The organism is Pseudomonas sp. P135 (assembly GCF_020312125.1).
Taxonomy (GTDB): domain Bacteria; phylum Pseudomonadota; class Gammaproteobacteria; order Pseudomonadales; family Pseudomonadaceae; genus Aquipseudomonas; species Aquipseudomonas fragariae.
Window position 1 is genome coordinate 1 of record NZ_JAGPYR010000010.1, and the last position, 16,869, is coordinate 16,869.

Annotated in this window: 14 protein-coding genes; 11 read left to right on the forward strand and 3 right to left on the reverse strand. The window is 61.3% G+C overall.

What is annotated here, in order from left to right; all coding sequences use genetic code 11:
• Positions 1-802 precede the first annotated feature (802 nt).
• The 3 genes from KBY08_RS16310 to KBY08_RS16320 all read left to right on the forward strand — a co-directional run bounded on the left by KBY08_RS16310 (position 803) and on the right by KBY08_RS16320 (position 5,176).
• Entirely contained in the window at positions 803-2,455 is a 1,653-nt protein-coding gene (locus tag KBY08_RS16310) for a Na/Pi cotransporter family protein (RefSeq protein ID WP_024642305.1), read from the forward strand.
• A 57-nt stretch (positions 2,456-2,512) separates the two neighbouring features.
• Complete coding sequence (locus KBY08_RS16315) at positions 2,513-3,889, forward strand: M16 family metallopeptidase (protein WP_024659897.1); 1,377 nt, start codon at positions 2,513-2,515, stop codon at positions 3,887-3,889.
• 93 nt (positions 3,890-3,982) lie between these two features.
• Positions 3,983-5,176, forward strand: a complete 1,194-nt coding sequence (locus KBY08_RS16320; RefSeq protein WP_103378362.1) for a DUF5924 family protein — start codon at positions 3,983-3,985, stop codon at positions 5,174-5,176.
• A gap of 4 nt (positions 5,177-5,180) precedes the next feature.
• Here KBY08_RS16320 and KBY08_RS16325 read toward each other — a convergent pair whose 3' ends face one another.
• The gene (locus KBY08_RS16325; RefSeq protein WP_011266161.1) at positions 5,181-6,422 is read right to left on the reverse strand and encodes a nucleoside recognition domain-containing protein; all 1,242 of its coding nucleotides are present in this window, start codon (positions 6,420-6,422) and stop codon (positions 5,181-5,183) included.
• Positions 6,423-6,822: 400 nt separating this feature from the next.
• Complete coding sequence (gene argH / locus KBY08_RS16330; RefSeq protein ID WP_111522525.1) at positions 6,823-8,217, reverse strand: argininosuccinate lyase; 1,395 nt, start codon at positions 8,215-8,217, stop codon at positions 6,823-6,825.
• A gap of 134 nt (positions 8,218-8,351) precedes the next feature.
• Between argH and KBY08_RS16335 the strand changes: the two genes are divergently transcribed.
• From KBY08_RS16335 to KBY08_RS16370, 8 genes are all read left to right on the forward strand, one after another.
• Positions 8,352-9,434 carry a sensor histidine kinase gene (locus tag KBY08_RS16335; RefSeq protein WP_024640029.1) on the forward strand — a complete coding sequence of 361 codons (1,083 nt, stop codon included), beginning with the start codon at positions 8,352-8,354 and terminating at the stop codon, positions 9,432-9,434.
• On the forward strand, positions 9,431-10,177 hold the full coding sequence (locus KBY08_RS16340; RefSeq protein WP_003401565.1) for a LytR/AlgR family response regulator transcription factor: 747 nt from the start codon (positions 9,431-9,433) through the stop codon (positions 10,175-10,177). Before KBY08_RS16335 ends, KBY08_RS16340 begins: the two co-directional genes overlap by 4 nt.
• Positions 10,178-10,409: 232 nt before the next feature.
• A complete protein-coding gene (hemC, locus tag KBY08_RS16345) occupies positions 10,410-11,351 on the forward strand; it encodes a hydroxymethylbilane synthase (protein WP_060400511.1) in 942 nt (313 codons plus the stop codon).
• The gene (locus KBY08_RS16350; protein ID WP_103359901.1) at positions 11,348-12,121 is read left to right on the forward strand and encodes a uroporphyrinogen-III synthase; all 774 of its coding nucleotides are present in this window, start codon (positions 11,348-11,350) and stop codon (positions 12,119-12,121) included. The genes hemC and KBY08_RS16350 overlap by 4 nt, the downstream gene beginning before the upstream one ends.
• Positions 12,122-12,174: 53 nt before the next feature.
• On the forward strand, positions 12,175-13,296 hold the full coding sequence (locus KBY08_RS16355; protein ID WP_024641405.1) for a uroporphyrinogen-III C-methyltransferase: 1,122 nt from the start codon (positions 12,175-12,177) through the stop codon (positions 13,294-13,296).
• Positions 13,293-14,537, forward strand: coding sequence for a heme biosynthesis protein HemY (locus KBY08_RS16360; protein WP_003401559.1), 1,245 nt, complete (start codon positions 13,293-13,295; stop codon positions 14,535-14,537). The genes KBY08_RS16355 and KBY08_RS16360 overlap by 4 nt, the downstream gene beginning before the upstream one ends.
• Before the next feature lie 216 nt (positions 14,538-14,753).
• Positions 14,754-15,281, forward strand: coding sequence for a disulfide bond formation protein B (locus KBY08_RS16365; RefSeq protein WP_003401558.1), 528 nt, complete (start codon positions 14,754-14,756; stop codon positions 15,279-15,281).
• A gap of 174 nt (positions 15,282-15,455) precedes the next feature.
• The gene (locus tag KBY08_RS16370) at positions 15,456-15,929 is read left to right on the forward strand and encodes an Rsd/AlgQ family anti-sigma factor (RefSeq protein ID WP_003401557.1); all 474 of its coding nucleotides are present in this window, start codon (positions 15,456-15,458) and stop codon (positions 15,927-15,929) included.
• Positions 15,930-16,006: 77 nt separating this feature from the next.
• Here KBY08_RS16370 and KBY08_RS16375 read toward each other — a convergent pair whose 3' ends face one another.
• Positions 16,007-16,684 (reverse strand): FKBP-type peptidyl-prolyl cis-trans isomerase, encoded by a 678-nt coding sequence (locus KBY08_RS16375; RefSeq protein WP_011266156.1) that lies wholly within the window; start codon positions 16,682-16,684, stop codon positions 16,007-16,009.
• Positions 16,685-16,869 lie beyond the last annotated feature (185 nt).

The following is a 16,869-nucleotide window of genomic DNA, read 5'->3' on the forward strand; positions in this document are numbered from 1 at the left end:
GCGTCGAAGCAGGCTGAAATCGATCGAGAACTGACTGGCCACCTTACGAAAGCCGATGTTGCCTTCAAGGTACGCTTTGACGACGGTGAGTTTGAATTGCTCTGAATACTTGGCCATTTGAACACCCCCATTAGGTCGGATTGGTGTCCAACTTCTTGGGGGCAGTCCACTGGAGCGTGGGGAACGATAGGTGCTCAAGGACATCATCGTACCCATGCTCCGCGTGGGTATGCCGTTCTGGACGCTCTGCGTCCGGTCCTGAATGTGTGGCGTGACGCAGAGTTATGACGCGCAGCGTCACGAAGAGCAGTCCCACGCTGGAGCGTGAGGAACGATAGGTGCTCTCAAGAACACCATCGTACCCATGCTCCGCGTGGGTATGCCGCTCTGGACGCTCTGCGTCCGGTCCTGAATGTGTGGCGTGGCGCAGAGTTATGACGCGCAGCGTCACGAAGAGCATTCCCACGCTGGAGCGTGAGGAACGATAGGTGCTCTCAAGGACATCATCGTACCCATGCTCCGCGTGGGTATGCCGTTCTGGACGCTCTGCGTCCGATTTTGAGCGTGTAACGTGGCGCGAAGCGCTACAAAGGGCATCCCCATTTGGGAGCGTGAAGAACGAGACGCGAATGGGCACTGATTTATGACACTTTTATTTCAATGAAATCCACGCTGTGCGATGCTGGCGCCAAGGCCCATGGCCGACTAAAAGCTTAGTAGAGCGTTACACCCATCCCCGCTCGCTACACGCTGCATCTTTCAATTCATCGCCTGTATGGGCAAACCTCAGGGGGCTTTTCGCATGCTGACCCTGCTCGATTTGCTATCCGCCGTCGCCCTGCTGATCTGGGGCACGCATATCGTGCGCACTGGCATCCTTCGTGTTTACGGTACACAACTTCGTCGTGTGCTCAGCCAGAACATGTCCAAACGACCGCTCGCGTTCATCGCCGGCATTCTGGTGACGGCACTGGTGCAGAGCAGTAACGCCACCGCCATGCTGGTGACATCGTTTGTCGGCCAGGGGCTGATGACGCTGACGCCTGCGCTGGCGATCATGCTTGGCGCCGATGTCGGCACCGCCTTGATGTCTCGCGTGCTGACCTTCGATCTGTCATGGCTGTCACCGCTGCTGATTTTCCTTGGCGTGGTGTTCTTTCTGTCGCGCAAGCAGACCCGTGCCGGCCAACTGGGGCGGGTCGGTATTGGTCTGGGCCTGATCGTGCTGGCCTTGCAGTTGATCGTCGCGGCCGCTGCACCGATCACCCAGGCCGCGGGGGTCAAGGTGCTGTTCGCCTCGCTGACCGGCGACCTGCTGCTGGATGCGCTGGTGGGCGCCATGTTCGCGCTGATCTCCTATTCCAGCCTGGCAGCAGTGCTGCTGACGGCGACACTGGCGGGCACCGAGGTCATTGGCTTGCCGGTGGCGATCGGCCTGGTGATCGGGGCCAATATCGGCAGCGGCCTGCTGGCCTTCCTCAGTACCAGCATGCAGAACGTTGCCGGTCGGCAGGTGGCGCTGGGCAGTCTGCTGTACAAGCTGTTCGGCCTGTTGCTGATCTTTCCGGTGCTTGATCCGCTGGTTGCCTGGATCGACACACTGGGCTTTAGTCCGCAGGAACTGGTGATCGGCTTTCACCTGCTCTACAACACGGTGCGTTGCCTGATCATGCTGCCTACCGTGGCTCCAATGGCGCGGCTCTGTTCGTATCTGCTGCCGCAACAGAACGAAGTCGGCGGCCTGGCCAAACCGCGTCATCTGGACCTGACCGCCCTGTCGACGCCCAGCCTTGCGCTGGCCAACGCAGTGCGTGAAACCCTGCGTATGGGCGATCTGATCGAAAGCATGCTCGCCTCGATGCTGGCGGTGCTGCGCGGCACGCAAACCGCAGTGACCCAGGAAGTGCGCCGCCTCAACGACGACGTCGAAGCGTTGTACAGCGCGATCAAGCTGTACCTGGCGCAGATGCCGCGTGAAGACCTCGGCGAGCACGATAACCGGCGCTGGGCCGAGATCATCGAGCTGACCATCAACCTGGAACTGGCCAGCGGCCTGATCGAACGCATGCTGCGCAAGATCCAGCAGCAGAAGACGGCGCATCGCCGGTCGTTCTCTGAAGTCGGTCTTGAAGAACTTGCCGATCTGCAGATTCAATTACAGTCGAACCTGCGTCTGGGCCTCTCGGTGTTCCTCAGCGGCGATCACGAGAGCGCCCGTCAGTTATTGCGCGAAAAGCGTCAGTTCAGGGCCGAGGAGCGACGCCTGGCACACGCCCATGTCAGCCGCCTGCGCAACAAGGTGGTCCAGAGTATCGAAACCAGTTCGCTGCACCTGGAACTGATTGCCGACATGAAGCGTCTGAACTCGCTGTTCTGCAGCAGCGCCTACGTGGTGCTGGAAACCGCTGACACAGGCGCCTTGTCGAGCGAGGTCGAGGCCGACAGATCACTCTGAACGTAAGGGCGCAGGTGAAGTCTGTTAAACATACCGGCCCGCCAGGAAAGCTGTTTTATGCGTTGCCTGCTGTTCGCTTGTCTGCTCCTCGGTTCACTCCCCTCATTCGCCCTTGACCGTCTTCAGGTCGAGGGCTACCTGCTGCCCAATGGTTTGCAAGTCATTCTCAAACCCGGTGACGACAAGGGTCATGTCGCCATCCGCCTGGTGGTGGGTATCGGCTTCGATGATTTCCCGTGCCAGGACAAGGAACTGCCGCATCTGCTGGAACACTTGTTGTTCAGCGGCGTGGATGACAGCGGTGAAGGCGGGCTGGAAGAGCGTATGCAGGCACTGGGCGGCGAGTGGAACGCCTTCACCAGCAACGCCGACACCACCTTCGTGATCGAAGCGCCTGCGCGCAACCAGCGCAAGGTGCTCGACCTGCTGCTGGAGATCATGACCAAAACCGAGCTGAGCCAGGCGCGGCTGGATGGCGTCAAACGCGTGGTCGAGCGCGAAGATGGCGGGCACTTTTCCCACTTGCAGCGCCTGCTTGACCGACGAGATTCCGGGCGCAGCGCCAGCAGTCAGTTAGCGGTGGAACTGGGCCTCAAATGCGCCGAACGCCCCGAGGTGGACGGCATCAAGCTGGAGCACATCGAAGACGTCTTCGCCAACTGGTACGCCCCCAACAACATGACGCTGATTGTGGTGGGTGATCTGGACAAGCTGCTGCCAGCCTATCTGGAGCGCACCTACGGCAAGCTCGCCCCCACTGACCCGATCGACCACCCGCCACTGGCGCAAGGCAACGGCTCGGCCGAACCGCGCCGCGAGCTTGAACGCGGCGGGCTGGGCGAGAGTGCCAAGCTGCACCTGATCTACCCCGAGCCGCAGCTCGACGATCAGCACGACGAAACCTGGGATCTGGTCAAAGCCTATCTGGACTGGACGCTCTACACTGAGCTGCGCCTGAAACACAGTCTGTCCTACGGGCCTTCTGCAGAGCGCGAAGTGTTTGGCGATGTCGGGTTTCTGAGCCTGAACGCCGATGTCGAGCGTGATGATGCCGATGAGGCCGAGCGCGACATTCGCGCTCTGGTCGAACGCCTGCAAAAAGACGGCATGCAGCCCGCTACGTTTGCGCGGCTGCAACAGCTTGCCATTGATCGGCAGTCATGGGCTACACAAGGCAATAGCGCGCTGGCGGACTACTATTGGAGCGCGCTCAACGATTATGAAAACGGGCGCTTCGAGGATCCGACCAAGCGTATCAAGGCGGTGAAGCTGGAGACAGCCAATCAGGCGCTGCGCCAATTGCTTGCCCAGCCGGGTTACATGCGCATTGAAAAGCCGCTGTTCAGTTATGACGGCCTGTATTGGCTGATTGGCGGGGTACTGGGTTTCATCGCACTGCTGGCCTTGTGGCGCTGGCGTATACGCAGCACATAGAATCCTGACGCCGAACTGCACCAGGGTGCAGGCTCCGCGCCGCGTTGTTACGCTGCGCGTTTTTTGTATGAACAGAACCGAGTGACCCCTCCGATGCTTGACGTGAATCGCTATGTGACACCCGTGCTCAACTTGATGCAGCGCTATCCGGGGCTCATTGCAGCGTTTGGTTTCGTTTCCGGTATCGCCAGTTTCATTCTGGTCGATCGCCAGGCAGGGCTGGCCACCTGGATCGCGGTGGTGATGCTGATCAGCTGGCTGTGGTTGATGGTCGAAAACACCATGGTCGGGTTGCTCAACAAGGCACTGGGCCGCGAGATCCCGCAGGGTTTGTTGCGCTACGGCACGCAGATGATTCATCAGGAAAGCCTGTTCTTCGTGCTGCCGTTCTTTTTCATCACCACCACCTGGAACAGTGGTCAGGCGGTGTTCACTGCGGTGCTCGGGGCCGCCGGGCTGATCTCGATCATCGACCCTCTCTACTACAAATGGCTGGCGCCCAGGCGCTGGCTGTTCATGACGCTGCACACACTGACGCTGTTCGCCGCACTGCTGACCGCGCTGCCGATCATCCTGCACCTGACCACCGCCGAGAGTTACAAACTGGCCCTGGGCGTGGCGATGCTGCTGTCGGCGCCCAGCCTGATGTCGAACTTTCCGCTCAACACCTGGCGCAGCGCACTGGCCGTGATCAGCATCATCCTGGCCATCGGCGCGGCGGGCTGGTTGCTGCGCTCCTGGGTGCCGCCTGCGACGCTGTGGTTGACCGAAGTGGCGGTGAGCCCGGACTTCGATAACAAGAACCGTACGCCGGGCGACAGCATTTCGCTGATCAGCGCCAAGCAGCTGCGCAACGGCGGCCTGTATGCGTACACCGCCATCAATGCGCCGCGTGGCCTGGACGAGCGTATCTACCATGTGTGGTGGCATGAAGGCGAAGAGATGGACCGCATCGCGCTGGATATCCACGGCGGCCGCAAGGAAGGCTATCGCGCCTGGACGCGCAAGCAGAACTTCCCGGAGGACGTGACAGGACGCTGGCAGGTGAGGGTGCTGACCGAAGACGGCCAGATGATAGGCGTGCTGCGTTTTGTGGTCACTGACGATGATCAACCGGCAGTGAAGCGGCCTACCGGACGGATAATCAAGCTCAAGCCAGGCGGCGACTCGGCCGAAGAGGCTACACCTGAATCAGCCCCTGCAACTGAGCCGAAACAGGAGAAGCAGGAGGCTGCGCCTGCAGAGCCAGCCCCCGCTGAATCTGCGCCTCAGGTTCCGGCGCAGTAATGTTTCAGGAGGCGGTCGCGCCGAAGAACCAGTAGCAGACGAAGATCGCGGCCACGACGCCGGAAAACTCGGCCAGCAGCGCGCAGCCCACAGCATGGCGGGCGCGCTGAATGCCTACGGCGCCGAAGTACACGGCAAGCACGTAGAACGTGGTTTCGGTACTGCCCTGAATCGTGGCAGCGGCCAATGCAGCGAAGCTGTCCACGCCTTGGGTCTGCATGGTTTCGATCAACAGGGCACGGGCGGCGCTGCCCGAGAAGGGCTTGACCATGGCGGTCGGCAGCGCATCGACGAAGCGCGTGTCCAGCCCCAGCCACTGCACCAGATGCCGAATGCCTTCCAGACCGAAGTCCAGCGCGCCGGATGCGCGCAGCACGCCCACGGCGCAGAGCATGGCGACCAGATAAGGCAGCAGGCTCTTGGCGACGTCGAAGCCTTCCTTCGCACCTTCGACGAAGGCCTCGTAGACCAGCACCTTGCGTAGCGTGCCGATGATCAGAAACATCATGATCAGGCCGAACAGCGTGAGGTTGCCCAGAATCGACGACAGACCCGCCAGCGCAGCCGCCGACAGTGTGCCGAGAAAGGCCATGAAGGTGCCCAGCAGCAGGGCGCCGGGGATGAGGTAGGCGAGCACCACCGGGTCCCACAGACGCAGACGTTGCATGAACGCGACCGACAGCAGACCGACGATGGTCGAGACACTGGTGGCCAGCAGGATCGGCAGGAATACCAGGGTCGGGTCAGGCGCACCCTGCTGGGCGCGGTACATGAAAATCGTTACCGGCAGCAGGGTCAGGGATGAGGCGTTGAGCACCAGAAAGAGGATCTGCGCGTTACTGGCGGCGGTCTTGCTGGGGTTGAGTTCCTGTAGCGAGCGCATGGCCTTCAGGCCGATCGGCGTGGCGGCGTTGTCGAGCCCCAGGGCATTAGCGGCGAAGTTGAGGGTGATCAGCCCGAGCGCAGGGTGGCCGGGCGGCACCTCCGGCATCAGGCGCAGAAACAGCGGCCCGAGAACCTTGGCCAGCCAGTCGACGATGCCGGCCTTCTCGGCGATGCGCAAAAAGCCCAGCCATAGAGTCAGCGTGCCGAACAGCAGCACCATGACCTCGACCGACAGCTTGGCCATGGCAAAGATACTTTCGACCATCGCGGCAAAAATGCCGGCGTTGCCGCCCACCAGCCACTGCACCAGCGCGGAAATCGTCGCCACGACAAAAAAACCAAGCCACAGGCCATTGAGCATCGGATAAGTCCCCCACAAGAAGCGGGGATGATAGCGGCGGGGTGCGCTGGAGGGAAATCGGCAGGTGCTGAAAGAGTTGTAGGAATGATAGGTGCACGAGAACACGGTCGTTTCGTGACGCTCTGCGGCGCACATTCAGGACAGGACGCAGAGCGTCCAGAAGCGCATTCCCACGCGGAGCATGGGAACGATGAAAACTTGAGATCACTATCATGCCAATGCTCCGCGTTGGCATGCAGGTCGTGACGCTCTGCGTCACATATCCGTGGCGCTACGCACGCTCAGGACAGGACGCAGAGCGTCAAGAAGCGCATTCCCACGCGGAGCATGGGAACGATGAAAACCTTGAGATTTCTATCGTGCCAATGCTCCGCGTCATCAGGGGCTGTGCGGGGTATGTTTAGCGCCCGGCCAGCAGTTCCTGGCCGCGAACCACGGCGGCGCGGACCTGTTCGGGGGCGGTGCCGCCGATGTGGTCACGGGCATTCACCGAGCCTTCCAGGGTCAGCACGGCGAAGACGTCCTGTTCGATCTGGTTGCTGAACTGACGCAGCTCTTCCAGGCTCATCTCTGCCAGGTCCTTGCCGGTTTCCACACCGTATTTCACCGCGTGACCAACGATTTCGTGGCAATCACGGAACGGCAGACCACGGCGGACCAGATAGTCGGCCAGATCGGTGGCGGTCGAGAAGCCGCGCAGCGCCGCTTCACGCATCATTGCGTGCCTGGGCTTGATCGCCGGTATCATGTCGGCGAACGCACGCAACGAATCACGCAGTGTGTCGGCGGCGTCGAACAGCGGCTCCTTGTCTTCCTGGTTGTCCTTGTTGTACGCCAGCGGCTGGCCTTTCATCAGGGTCAGCAGGCCCATCAGGGCGCCGAACACACGGCCGCTCTTGCCGCGAACCAGCTCGGGGACGTCAGGGTTTTTCTTTTGCGGCATGATCGAGCTGCCGGTGCAGAAGCGGTCCGGCAGGTCGATGAACTGGAACTGCGCACTGGTCCAGAGCACCAGCTCTTCCGAAAAGCGCGACAGGTGCATCATTGCGATGGATGCAGCCGAGCAGAATTCGATGGCGAAGTCGCGATCCGATACACCGTCCAGCGAGTTGCCGCCCACCACCTCGAAGCCCAGCAGTGTGCAGGTCAGCTCGCGGTCGATCGGGTAGGTGGTGCCCGCCAGTGCCGCGCTGCCCAGCGGCATGCGGTTGAGACGCTTGCGGCAGTCGACCAGACGTTCGTAGTCGCGGCTGAGCATTTCGAACCAGGCCAGCATATGGTGACCGAATGTTACCGGCTGGGCCGTCTGCAAGTGGGTGAAACCGGGCATGATGGTTTCAGCTTCACGCTCGGCCTGGCCCAGCAGGCCTTGCTGCAGACGGGTGATTTCGCTGAGGATCAGGTCGATTTCGTCGCGCAGCCACAGACGGATATCGGTGGCGACCTGATCGTTGCGGCTGCGACCGGTGTGCAGTTTCTTGCCGGTGATACCGATGCGGTCGGTCAGGCGTGCTTCAATGTTCATGTGCACGTCTTCCAGATCAACGCGCCAGTCGAACTGGCCAGCCTCGATCTCGGCCTGGATGGTGTTCAGGCCGTCAACGATGGTATCGCGCTCGGCGTCGGTCAGTACGCCCACCTTGGCCAGCATTGTGGCGTGGGCGATGGAGCCCATGATGTCGTGGCGATACAGGCGTTGATCGAAGGTGACGGAGGCGGTGAAACGCGCGACAAACGCGTCGACGGGTTCACTGAAGCGGCCGCCCCAGGACTGGTTGGTCTTGTCGGTGCTCATGGATTCGCTCGTTGCTGACTGGAAAGTGACGTGCCCGATACCTGGCACAAGAACGAACGCGATGATAACAGGGTTGATGCATATTTATCCCCGGACAGCTTGCCGCTGACGAGGCCAGGGCAGAGACTGGAGTCATGCGAATCGAACCTGTGAAACACGACGCCCGGCCCGCGCCCGGCAAAGACTTTTTCCTCCCTGAACTGTGCCTGCCGCAGGCATTGCTGGTGCTCGTCGTGCTGGCGGAGCTGCTGGTGCTGGTTCTGGTGCTGGTGGAACCGATGCGCAGCGGCTTCGACTGGGTACGCCTGGCGTTGATGTCGCTGTTCGTGCAATGGATCGTGCTACTGTCCGCGGCGCTGCTGTGCGGCTTGCGGCCCTGGCTGGCGCGATTGACGCCGGGGCTGGCAGGCATGCTCAGTTGCCTTCTGGTGGTCGGCCTGACGCTGTTGTGCACAGCCGTTACCGATGTCTGTCAGCTTACCGGGCGGATTTCGGTCAGCGGCATGGTCGAGCGTTATCTGCGCTACTCGACGATTGCCCTGATCATGTCGGCCCTGATGCTGCGCTATTTCTATCTGCAGAGTCAGTGGCGCAAGCAGCAACAGGGCGAACTGCGCGCCAGAATCGAATCGCTGCAAGCGCGCATCCGCCCGCATTTCCTCTTCAACACACTCAACAGTATCGCCAGTCTGGTGGCCAGCAACCCGGTCAAGGCCGAGCAGGCGGTGCTGGATCTTTCGGACCTGTTTCGCGCCAGTCTGGCCAAGCCGGGCAGCCTGGTGACATGGGGTGAAGAGCTGGCATTGGCAAAACGATATTTATCGATTGAGCAATATCGTCTTGGCGAGCGTCTACAGTTGGACTGGAGGGTGAGCGCAATTCCCGAGGACTTGCCGATCCCCCAGCTAACCTTGCAGCCATTACTTGAAAACGCTTTGATTTATGGCATTGCTCCGCGGGTCGAAGGGGGCGTTGTAACAGTCGAAGCGAACTATGAAGGGGGAGAGTTCATATTGAGCGTCAGCAATCCCTATGAAGAAGTTGCCAATCGGCAGACTTCCAACGGTACTCAGCAAGCTCTGACGAATATAGGCGCACGAATTGCGGCACTTTTTGGCCCGCACGCCAGTCTGAGCGTGGAGCGCCGTGACGGTCGTCACTACACCTGTCTACGCTATCCTTGTGCGAGACTCACGCAGGAAGCCAGAGCTATATGAATGTCCTGATCGTTGATGACGAACCCCTGGCCCGCGAGCGATTGAGCCGCATGGTCAATGAAATCGAGGGTTATCGAGTACTGGAACCCAGCGCGTCCAATGGCGAAGAAGCCTTGGCGCTGATCGAGGCCCACAAACCGGACGTAGTGCTGCTCGATATCCGCATGCCGGGTCTCGATGGCCTCCAGGTCGCAGCGCGGCTGTGCGAGCGGGAAGCACCGCCTGCAGTGGTCTTCTGCACCGCCCATGATGAATTCGCACTGGAAGCTTTCCAGGTCAGCGCGGTGGGCTATCTGGTCAAGCCTGTGCGGTCCGAGCACCTTGTCGAAGCGCTGCGCAAAGCCGAGCGGCCGAACCGTGTGCAACTGGCGGCGTTGACCCGCCCGGCTGCCGAAAGCGGATCAGGGCCACGCAGCCACATCAGCGCGCGTACCCGCAAAGGCATCGAGCTGATTCCCCTGGATCAGGTGATCTACTTTATCGCCGATCACAAGTACGTGACCTTGCGTCATGAAGGCGGCGAAGTGCTGCTGGACGAACCGCTCAAGGCACTGGAAGACGAATTCGGTGACCGTTTCGTGCGCATCCACCGCAATGCGCTGGTGGCCCGCGAGCGAATAGAACGGTTGCAGCGCACCCCGCTGGGGCATTTCCAGCTGTTCCTCAGAGGCCTCAATGGCGATGCGTTGATCGTCAGCCGCCGCCACGTCGCCGGTGTCCGCAAAATGATGCAGCAGCTCTAGCGCTTCGCCGCTCTGGAGCCTCTGCGCGCGGGCCGATTCATGGAACGGGGGGCAATCCCGGATTCATGTGTTTTTCGGCTGGCCCGCGGGCAGCCTTCCTCATGCGCCCCTCAGGCACTGCCGATTGATTGATCGGCTTAGTGTCTGAAGCAATTCCCAATCGGCGCCGAAGCCGCCCTGACCGGGATTGAGCTGTTATTATCCGTCGCATTCACTCAGTACGGATTGTTCAATGTCCTCTCGCGAAATCCGCATCGCCACTCGCAAAAGCGCGCTGGCACTCTGGCAGGCAGAATACGTCAAGGCCCGCCTGGAACAGGCCCACCCCGGTCTGCTCGTGACGCTGGTGCCCATGGTCAGCCGTGGCGACAAACTGCTCGACTCCCCGCTGTCGAAAATCGGTGGCAAAGGCCTGTTCGTCAAGGAACTGGAAACCGCGCTTCTGGAAAACAACGCCGACATCGCCGTGCATTCGATGAAAGACGTGCCGATGGATTTTCCACAAGGCCTGGGCCTGTTCTGCATCTGCGAGCGTGAAGACCCGCGCGATGCATTCGTCTCCAACACCTTTGCCAGCCTGGACCAGTTGCCGGCGGGCAGCATTGTCGGCACCTCCAGCCTGCGCCGTCAGGCCCAATTGCTGGCGCGTCGACCCGACCTGCAGATCCGTTTCCTGCGCGGCAACGTCAATACCCGTCTGGCCAAGCTCGATGCCGGTGAGTACGACGCCATCATCCTCGCCGCCGCCGGCCTGATCCGCCTGGGTTTCGAAGACCGCATCACCTCGGCGATCAGCGTCGATGACAGCCTGCCAGCCGGTGGCCAAGGCGCGGTGGGTATCGAATGCCGTAGCGTCGACGCCGAAATTCATGCACTGCTTGCCCCTCTGCACCACGAAGACACCGCCGTGCGCGTGATTGCCGAGCGTTCGCTGAACAAGCACCTCAACGGTGGCTGTCAGGTGCCGATCGCCTGCTACGCCGTACTGGAAGGCGATGACGTCTGGTTGCGCGGCCTGGTGGGCGATCCGTCCGGCAGCGTGTTGCTGCACGCAGATGCCCGGGCGCCCCAGACATCCGCCCAGGCACTGGGTGTGCAGGTGGCCGAAGCGCTGCTGGAGCAGGGCGCCGCCGAGATTCTGAAAGCGGTCTACGGCGAGGCCAATAACGAATGAGGGGCTGGCGTCTGCTGCTGACCCGCCCGGCCGAAGAGTCGGCAGCGCTGGCCAGGGTGCTGGCCGAGGCAGGTATCTTCAGCAGCAGCCTGCCGCTGCTTGAAACCGAGCCGTTGCCCTTGACGCCTGCACAGCGTTCGATCATTTTCGAGCTGCTCAATTATTGTGCAGTGATCGTGGTCAGCAAGCCGGCCGCGCGACTGGCCATCGAACTGATCGACGAAGTATGGCCGCAACCGCCCCTGCAACCCTGGTTCAGTGTGGGTTCAGCAACCGGGCAGATACTGGTCGATTACGGGCTCGATGCGAGCTGGCCGGAGCAGGGCGACGACAGCGAAGCCTTGCTTGAACTGCCGCGCCTCAAACAGGCGATTGCCGTACCGGGAAGCCGTGTGTTGATCATGCGCGGTGACGAGGGACGCGAACTGTTGGCCGAGCAACTGCGCGGGCTGGGGGTGGGCGTTGATTACCTGCCGCTGTATCGTCGCTACCTGCCGCAGCATGCGCCCGGCGCCCTGGCGCAACGTGTCGCGGTGGAACGCTTGAACGGGCTGGTGGTCAGCAGTGGGCAGGGTTTTGAACATTTGCTTCAGTTGGCGGGGGATTCATGGCCGGACCTGGCCGATCTGCCGCTGTTTGTACCGAGCCCCCGGGTTGCCAGCATTGCGCGAGCAGCCGGAGCACGGACCGTTATTGATTGTCGTGGCGCCAGCGCCGCGGCATTGCTGGCAGCGTTGCGGGAACAACCTCAGCCTGCCGTCAAGGCGTAATGATCGACACCTGTCGTTTACGCTATTACGCCAAAATGCAAAGGATGGGATACGTGAGCGAAACAGCCTTGCCTAAAGACGAAGAATCGGTGTTGAAAACGCCTGCATCCAAGCCTGAGCCAGTCCGCACCGAGCGCACCGGCAGCCGCAACAGTGGCCTGGTATTCCTGGCCTTGCTGCTGGCAATTGCCGGTATCGCCGTCGCCGGCTGGGGAGTCTGGCAACTGCGCATGTTGCAGGCCGGGCACCAGCAACAGCGCGGACAGGTCGAGGACATCGCCGAACAGACCCTGGTGCTGGCGCAGAATGACCAGCAACTGAGCGCACGTATCGCGCAATTCCCGCCAGCCAACCAACTGGAAGACAGCCGCCGTCTGGTCGCGCAACTGCAAGGCGATCAGCAGCGTCTCAGCCAGCGACTCGAAACCGTGCTGGGGGCGAGCCGCAAGGACTGGCGTCTGGCCGAGGCCGAACATCTGCTGCGTCTGGCCAGCCTGCGCCTTTCAGCGCTGCAGGACATCAACAGTGCGCAGGCGCTGGTTCAGGGTGCCGACGAAATTCTGCGTGAGCAGGATGATCCAGGCTCCTTCGCTGCCCGCGAGCAACTGGCCAAGAGCCTTGCCGCCCTGCGCAGCGTCGAGCAGCCGGACCGCACCGGGCTGTTTCTGCAACTGGCTGCCTTGCGTGAGCAGGCTGTACAGCTCAACAAGCTGGCTCCCGAATACGCAGACAAGGGCGAGTCGCTTATGGGGCTGACCGCTGACAAGACCGAAACCAGCCGCTGGTCGCAGTGGTGGGACGAGATCTCCCATTACTTCCGCATCGATTTCAACGCCGACAAGGACATCCGCCCGGTACTCGCCGGCCAGAGCCTTTCGCAGGTGCGCCTGGCCCTGAGCCTGGCGCTGGAGCAGGCGCAGTGGGCAGCGCTTAACGGCGAGCCCGAGGTTTATTCCAAGGCCATCACCGAAGCGCAGAGCGTTCTGAAAGCCAACTTCGATCAGGACGACCCACAGGGCAAGGCGCTCGGCCAAGGGCTTGATGCCGTTGCCAGCCAGCCGGTATCGGTGAAGACACCGGATCTGGCACCAACCCTGAGCGCCGTGCAGGCCTACCTTGAACGCCGTCACGCTGCCGGCCAGCCAGCCGAGGCGCAACAGGGGACCAGCCGATGAAGCGCTTCTATGTGCTGTTATTCATCGCGATCGCCGCTGCGGCGCTGATCGGGGTCGCCATCGCCGAGCATTCCGGCTATGTCCTGATCGCCTATCAGAACTTCCGCTATGAATCGAGTCTGTGGGCAACCCTGGCGTTGCTGGTCGTTGCGTTACTGGTGATCGCACTGCTGAGGCTGCTGATCACCCTGCTGACGACCTCAGGCCGCGTGGTCAACCCATGGTCGCGCCGCAACCGCCGTCGTCGCGTGCAAATAGCTATCGAGCAAGGCCAGATGGACCTTGCCGAGGGACGCTGGTCCAGCGCCCAACGTCATCTGCAACGCGCCGCCGAAGCCGATACGCATCCGCTGCTCTACTACATCGGCGCTGCACGTGCTGCCAACGAGCAGGGCCGTTACGAAGACTGCGACGCCTTGCTGGAACGCGCGCTCGAGCGTCAGCCACAAGCCGAGCTGGCGATTGCCCTGAATCACGCTCAACTGCAGCAGGACCGTGGCGACACCGAAGGTGCGCTGACCACACTGCTGGCCATGAAAGAGCGTCATCCGCACAACCCTCAGGTGCTTCGTCAACTGCAACGCCTGTATCAGCAACGTGGTGACTGGTCCGATGTGGTCCGTCTGATGCCGGAGCTGCGCAAGGACAAGGTCCTGCCAGCCAAGGAACTGGCCGAGCTGGAACGCCGCGCCTGGGGCGAAAACCTTAGCCTGGCGGCGTACCGCGAAGGCATCGAAGGCGCACCGACCGGTCTGCCTTCACTGGAAAGCGCCTGGCAGGGGCTGGGTTCTGCGCAACGTCAGGAGCCGCAACTGGTGCTGGCGTATGCCGATCAATTGCGCCGTCTGGGTGCCGAAGCCCAGGCAGAAGAAGTGCTTCGTAGCGCCCTCAAGCGCGAGTACAACAGCCATCTGGCGCGTCTGTATGGACTGGTTCGCGGCAACGACCCGTTGAAGCAGCTGCAAACGGCGGAGGGCTGGCTCAAGCAGCATCCTGCTGATCCAAGCCTGTTGCTGAGCCTGGGACGTATCTGTCTGCAAGGCCGCCTGTGGGGCAAGGCGCGGGATTATCTGGAGAGCAGTCTGCGCCTGGAACGCAATCCCGAAACCTGCGCCGAGCTGGCTCGCCTGCTCGGCCAACTGGGTGAGACGGATCGCAGCAATCAGCTGTTTCAGGAAGGTCTGGGCCTGCTCGACGAGCGCCTCCTGTCGCGCCCCTTGCCGGTTCTGACCAAGGCCTGAATCCGCCGGAGAGTCCTCGGTGAGGGCTCTCCGTGCTGCCTCACCAGCCCGTCAAGATCAATGCGTGAGAATCGTCCTACATCCATGTGTAAAAGAACCACGCAGCGGCGTGTTCTTTTTCCTCGGTAAACAGCGACGCATCCGTACGCCGCCACCTTGAATGCGCCGCACCCTTTCCTCTACCGTAATCGTCTCGTCCTTTGTTACGGATTTGCCATGTATCTGGCTCGCACACGCTTCCTGTTCTTCCTGGCATCGCTGGCCTGTGCATCAATCATTGGCGTCGCCTTTTACCTGCAGCAAGCCGTAGGTCTCGACCCTTGCACTCTGTGCATGGTGCAGCGAGCTGCATTCATCGCCTGTGGGGTGCTGGCGCTCTGTGCTGCCTGCCACGCGCCAGGCCCGACCGGCACGCGCCGCTACAGCCTGGGGCTTCTGCTGGTCGCCCTGGCAGGGCTTGCTGGCGCAGGCACACAGGTGTGGCTGCAAACCGCTTCGGCCGATCAATTGATACCGTTCATTACCAGACTGGAGCAAATATTGAGCCTGCTCTCCCTGGATATGTGCATCGACCGGCTGCGAAGCGACGCGCTGTTTTGCGCCGAAATCACCTGGACCCTGTTCGGTATCAGCCTGCCAGAGTGGAGTCTGCTGGCATTTACAGGCCTGGCGCTGCTGCCGCTGTATCCTCTTTTCAGCGAATTGAGCCACTGGCTGGCGACCAGAGATCGGGGCGGCTATTAAACGCTTGTATGAACTTTATCTCCTGCGTACCTTGATGGCCTTGTCGAGCGGGCATAATCTGGGCCGCACGCGTCACTGGAAATATGCTGTCCTGACGCATTTATCAGGTCAGGTCCCGGCCAACTACCAGGACCGGCCCAGGACTGCATGCCCCTGAAGGGAAGAGAGAAGACCATGCTGGAAAGTTGTCAGAATGCTCAGGAACGCTGGGGCGGGGTGAACAAGCTGATTGATCGCTGGCTTCAAAGCCGTCTCAAACTGGTCGAAGCCTACGATGCACTGGGCGACACGCCCGCAGCGCTGGCAGCCGACCGCGAAGGCTTGCAGAACTTTTGCGGCATTCTTGTGGATTACGTCTCCGCCGGGCACTTCGAGGTTTACGAACAACTGGGTGATGAAGCGCGAGCGTTCAACGACAAACGTGGGCTCGAACTGGCAGACACGATCTATCCGCGTCTGGACTTCATTACCAAGTTTGCGCTGACGTTCAATGATCGCTGCGACAAGGGCGACTGCTCGGATGCGACGGCGGTGGCCCGGGAATTCAACCAGCTGGGGCAATTGCTGCACGAGCGTTTCGAGCTGGAAGACTGCCTGATTGAAGTCCTGCATAACTCGCACAAGGAAGAGATCGCCGCTCAGGTGTGACCTGGTTGATGCAAGTGCTACACGCCAAGGGTGCTTATTGCACCCTTTCGCATTTCTGAACGCCGGTTTCCGTCCGTTTACTGTGAAACCGCAACCAGCTCGATTTCAAATACCAGCGGGGTAAACGGATCGATCAGATCGCCAGCGCCCTCGGCACCATAGGCTTGATCCGAAGGGATCACCAGCCGCCACTTCGCGCCGGTCGGCATGTTCTGCAAGGCGCTGGTCCAGCCGCTGATCACGCTGTCGAGCCGGAACCACTGGGGCTGGGTGCTCTGATCGAAGATGGTGCCGTCCGGCAAGCGACCGACATAACGCACTTCAACCCGGCCATCGGCACTGGGCTTGGGGCCGGTGCCAGGAGTCAGCTCGGTCATGAGAATCCCGTCAGCCAGCACCTTCACACCCGGCTTGGCCTTCTCGCTGTCCATGAACGTGCGCTCGGCCTTGAGGGCCGCCTCGGTCGGCGCATCCGTACCGGCAGTCTCGGCCTGGGCGATCGCGGCGTCATGCTCGCGCAGAATCTGGTCGATGCGTTCCTGCTTGAGCGCCAGCGGCTTGCCCTGATAGGCCTGCTGCAAGCCTTCTACCAGCGCCTTGAGGTCCAGGTCAGGGACTTCCTGATGCAACCGCTCGCCGAGGCTTGCACCCAGGCTGTAGGCGAGATCGTGGCCGTCGCTGGACGCAGGCGGCGCCTCGGCGGCCTGAGCCAAGGGTAGCAAGAGGAACAACGACGTTAACAGGTAGCGCGACATTAATGCTCTCCGGCCTGGGAAGGCAGCGATTATGCCAGCGCCAGCGCGAGTAGTGACGAGTCTTGTGATGTGAATTTCACAATGCCTTTGCATCGTGCCGAGCAATCATTTCTCTGAGTATGCAACAGCGCCCCATGGATGCTGTCAAGATGCCCTAGCGGCGATGCGCGCAGAAGCCTAGTATG